The sequence below is a fragment of the Methylocaldum sp. genome (assembly GCF_035627495.1).
Lineage (GTDB): Bacteria > Pseudomonadota > Gammaproteobacteria > Methylococcales > Methylococcaceae > Methylocaldum.
The window spans coordinates 1-3,849 of record NZ_DASPLO010000010.1; the positions used below are offsets into that span (position 1 = coordinate 1).

General features: G+C 56.4%; 4 protein-coding genes and 3 tRNA genes. All 7 read right to left on the reverse strand.

The annotated features are described in order from the left end of the window. Positions 1-173: 173 nt before the first annotated feature. On the reverse strand, positions 174-815 hold the full coding sequence (locus tag VEB01_RS01115; RefSeq protein WP_324872264.1) for a hypothetical protein: 642 nt from the start codon (positions 813-815) through the stop codon (positions 174-176). A gap of 315 nt (positions 816-1,130) precedes the next feature. Then, positions 1,131-1,352, reverse strand: coding sequence for a DNA-binding protein (locus VEB01_RS01120; protein WP_324872265.1), 222 nt, complete (start codon positions 1,350-1,352; stop codon positions 1,131-1,133). Positions 1,353-2,334: 982 nt separating this feature from the next. After that, positions 2,335-2,949, reverse strand: coding sequence for a site-specific integrase (locus VEB01_RS01125; RefSeq protein ID WP_324872266.1), 615 nt, complete (start codon positions 2,947-2,949; stop codon positions 2,335-2,337). Further along, positions 2,940-3,407 carry a site-specific integrase gene (locus tag VEB01_RS01130; protein WP_324872267.1) on the reverse strand — a complete coding sequence of 156 codons (468 nt, stop codon included), beginning with the start codon at positions 3,405-3,407 and terminating at the stop codon, positions 2,940-2,942. Before VEB01_RS01130 ends, VEB01_RS01125 begins: the two co-directional genes overlap by 10 nt. Before the next feature lie 108 nt (positions 3,408-3,515). After that, positions 3,516-3,591, reverse strand: a tRNA-Lys gene (locus VEB01_RS01135). Between the two features lie 29 nt (positions 3,592-3,620). Continuing rightward, positions 3,621-3,696 (reverse strand) — tRNA-His (locus VEB01_RS01140). A 22-nt stretch (positions 3,697-3,718) separates the two neighbouring features. After that, positions 3,719-3,795, reverse strand: a tRNA-Arg gene (locus tag VEB01_RS01145). Between the last annotated feature and the right edge of the window lie 54 nt (positions 3,796-3,849).

Genomic DNA, 3,849 nt, shown 5'->3' on the forward strand with positions numbered 1-3,849 from the left:
TCCCTGGACTCTTCAACCGAATGACCTTATCTTCACTCATGGCGTATTCGCTCCTCTCAACAGGAATGGATGACCTCGAAGACCATCCAGAATACGCCGCCTACCTCAGCCCCTCATCCACAACTTTCGAGCATAACTCAAAAGAAAGGGGAGAGGGGCAGAAAAAGGGTGGGTTATGAAGGCGGACCGTTACCTTTTAGACTGGCCTTGATGCCAGCGAGGATCGCGCCGACGGACGCGGGACCGTTGGTACGGGTTTCGACGAAGGCGGCAGTCTGCGGCGTAGTTCGGCGCTCTGGGCCGCGCTTCCCGTTCATGGCCATTATCACGTTGGCCCGGCTTCGCAGATTGGCTTTCTGTTGTCTCTTCTCCCGGCGCTTGGCGGCCTTTTCTCGCTCGTGCCGGAGCCATTTCCCGAGCCCAAAAGCGTCGAATAGCGAGCGGGAGATGGCGCGGATAGCCGCGAACCCTTTGTAGGCGCAATTTTCTAGGCGTTGCGTTATGGGATGGATCGCGACGATTCCGGCCGCCACAAGGTCATGAATAGCCCGCTCCGCTCTCCGGAGACCAAGGCCGGAGGTCTTGGCCAGGAATTCCATGGTGAGCCCCTGGATCGATCCGTCGGCCTGTGGGATGCCGACGCGGAGCGTCACTAGGTCAGTGTAGTGAAGCAGACAGCCGAGCAGGGCGACTTCCGCCTCGCGGCGCTCGCTGCGTTGCTGGCGGTCCGATTCGTTGACGGCGTTGAGGGCGGGAAGTGTCTTTTGCGGGGAATCGTAGTACTCGCGGATCCGCTCGATGAGCGTCCGTAGCACGCCGGGCCTGTCGGCGTGTTTTTCCGGCGGCTCAAACCAGCGCGGTTTCGCCGAATTGTGGCCACAACGATTACCTGTGTCAAATTCCACAGTGGTATGATGAGACCGTCATAGTCTCATCCCTTTAGGCGGGGGTGACGTGACCGAGGGCCGGCGAATGTTGCAGCATTCTCGGCCCATTTATTTTGTAACATTTCCACCAGTATCCATCTTGCCGGTGAAACGCTGCTCGACCTCGGCCTCACGTCTCAGCACAAAATTAAGTTGGCTTTGATGCATGGAGGGGCACGCCGTTCCGGCGCAGTCTTGCCTGCCCTACTCCTCTACCCCATGATCGACGATGGAGGCAACGACATCGGCCTTGAACAGCACCCGGCGCCCGATCTTTAGGCGGCCAGGGCGCAGCTTTTTCGCGAGCGCCGAGTTGCCTCGAAGCGTAAACCTCAATCCATCTGGGGTTCGTTGGAGTATTTCGGCTACCTGGCCGATGTTCAGGAGCACGCCGTATTTTTCGGTTAGCCGGGCGGTGGTGTTCACTTAAATCTCCGTGTTAATTGGTGTTACGCGGAGAGATTACGTCTTGAGAAAGGACTTGAAAGGAATAGAATATGAATATTTAGTTTACACTTTGGCGAGTTGCGATGGAAAATCCGTCTGAGTCGATGCCGATATACCTACATCCAGGTTGCGATAAGGTTGTCGCAGCCGCAATTCGCGCGTTTGCGGAAGAATGCGAGTCCGGTCCATTCACAACGGCATCCAGACGCTGGCCGATCTGGAAACTGGTTCACAAGCATATTGATCCCGTCGTTTTCGATTATGCAACGCGGACAGGGAGATTGCGCCTTTTCGGGATGGAAAGTTTCTCCGACGCTGCACGAAAGAGCATCAAAGAGATAGAGGATAAAATTAGGGCGCAAATACGATTGGATCTGGAAGAACCACGATTCGGCTCCCAGTCGTTCCAGAATACATTGGAGTCGTTGTACGAGGTACTACTGTTTTGCCGTGGAAGAGGGCCGAAACGTAGCGTGGGACCGTCTACGCAAAATAAATCGCATAAGCCTCAACGCGGAAGGGCTTCGAGAAACCAACGGCTTAAAGCGAGTATCGGCTCATTGACTGGCTATTGCGAGCTCTGCTGGCGTTTATCGGCCGCCAACCAAGCACATGCGAAAGGGTTGGAGAGCAAGGGTCTGAGCCGTCGTTTTTGTAAGGTACACGATCCACGCGACAAAACCTCGCGATACCGGGTCGACCATAAGTACCGAGCGGCATTTCACGCAAAGCTGCAAGAGATTTTTGAGGAGCGCAATAACAATTGGCTTTACAAAGAGTTGACGCGTTGCGACAACATCACTGAAGAAATTCGACGTTTTGCATATGAATACGTCCATGTATCAGCCAACCGGATAGAAGCGGAACTCATGTATCGAAGCGGGCTCAGCAAAGCCGAAATTGCCCGACGGCTGGGAATTACGCGCCAAGCGGTCCATAACATGTTCAGAAAAGAGCTGAGTTACTTTGAGACGCGCACGGCGTCCAACTTGCTCACGATGTCCTCAGCGCGCAAGTGCGTGTAGCGCTTGAGCATTTGCATGGATTTGTGCCCGCTGATCGCAGCGACCTCCTGATCGCTCAAGCCGGCCTCCACAAAGCGGCTGACGGCCTCGTGCCGCAGGTCGTGGAAGCGGAAGTCTTTTAAGCCGAGCGCCTTTTTCAATCGAGTCCATACGGCATTGAACTGGTATGGATTCCGGTGGCCGTCCTTTCCGGGCTCGCCAAAGAAGATCAAATCCGTTTCGATAGGGCGGATCGGATTATTCAACGCCTGCCGAAACAGCTGAGTCGCGCCGAGGGTTAGAGGCACGGTGCGCGGCGTCGTGTTCTTGGTTTCCAGCAGTCGTACGATCCGTCGCTCAAGGTCGACCTGATTGCGACGAAGCGTCAGTATTTCCGACGACCGCATGCCGGTTTCGAGGGCGATACCCACAATCCATCGCAGCATCGGATTCGAGTGGGCGGCTACGGCCTCCAACAGCCGCTTTTCCTCATCGGCCGATAATCGGCGATTGCGCCCAGGCCCCGGCGCCGGACGCCGGATATTGAGCACCGGATTATAGATCAGCCCCAACCCCATTCCTTGATGGCTACGGTGAACAGATGGCCCAAAAGGGCGAGTTCCAGCCGCACGGTATTGTTGCTTCGCGGGATGCGCTCACCGTTGTCGCCAGGGTCGCCGGCCAGGCGACTGTCGCGGTACTGCGCGATAATTTCGGGCGTCAGGGCGATCAGAGAGTACTTGCCAAGCTTGTCGATCAGAATGGCTGCTCGTTTGCGCTCTGCGGCTTGCGTTGACGGCCGTTTGGTTGGGGTCACCTCGGACAGGTATCGCTGCAGGGCGGCCTGCACCGTCATGCGCTCGGCTGGGGCGCGCTGGATATGGATGCCGCGCACCATTTCATCCTCGGTGCGCCGCGACCAATCTTCGGCATCCCTTTTGGTGCGGAAGGTCTTGGCCGTCGTCGGCCAACCGGTCTTTCGAATGACGGCTTTCCAGGTGCCCGAAGGGGTTTTGACGATGGTTGCCATAAGTCTCTCGGTACGGTGTCTCGTACTGCGCACTGTACCGAAATTGTACCTTGGCAACAATCGCGGGCGATAAAAAAGGCCTGCATCGCTGCAAGCCTTTGTTTTTGTTGGTGGGCCGTGTAGGGATCGAACCTACGACAAATGGATTAAGAGTCCACTGCTCTACCAGCTGAGCTAACGGCCCGGTGCGGGAATATCTAATACGGACTAAGTTGGGGTGACCGATGGGGCTCGAACCCACGACAACCGGAATCACAATCCGGGGCTCTACCAACTGAGCTACGGCCACCGTCGAATAAATTACAAATAGATGGCGCGCTTGGCAGGACTCGAACCTGCGACCCTCGGCTTAGAAGGCCGATGCTCTATCCGGCTGAGCTACAAGCGCTTGGTCGGGGTAGAGGGATTCGAACCCCCGACATTCTGCTCCCAAAGCAGACGC

What these genes read in the sequence shown, in the direction of transcription:
- VEB01_RS01130 (WP_324872267.1), bottom strand. Translation starts at nt 3,407, where the DNA reads ATGGCAACCATCGTCAAAACCCCTTCGGGCACCTGGAAAGCCGTCATT.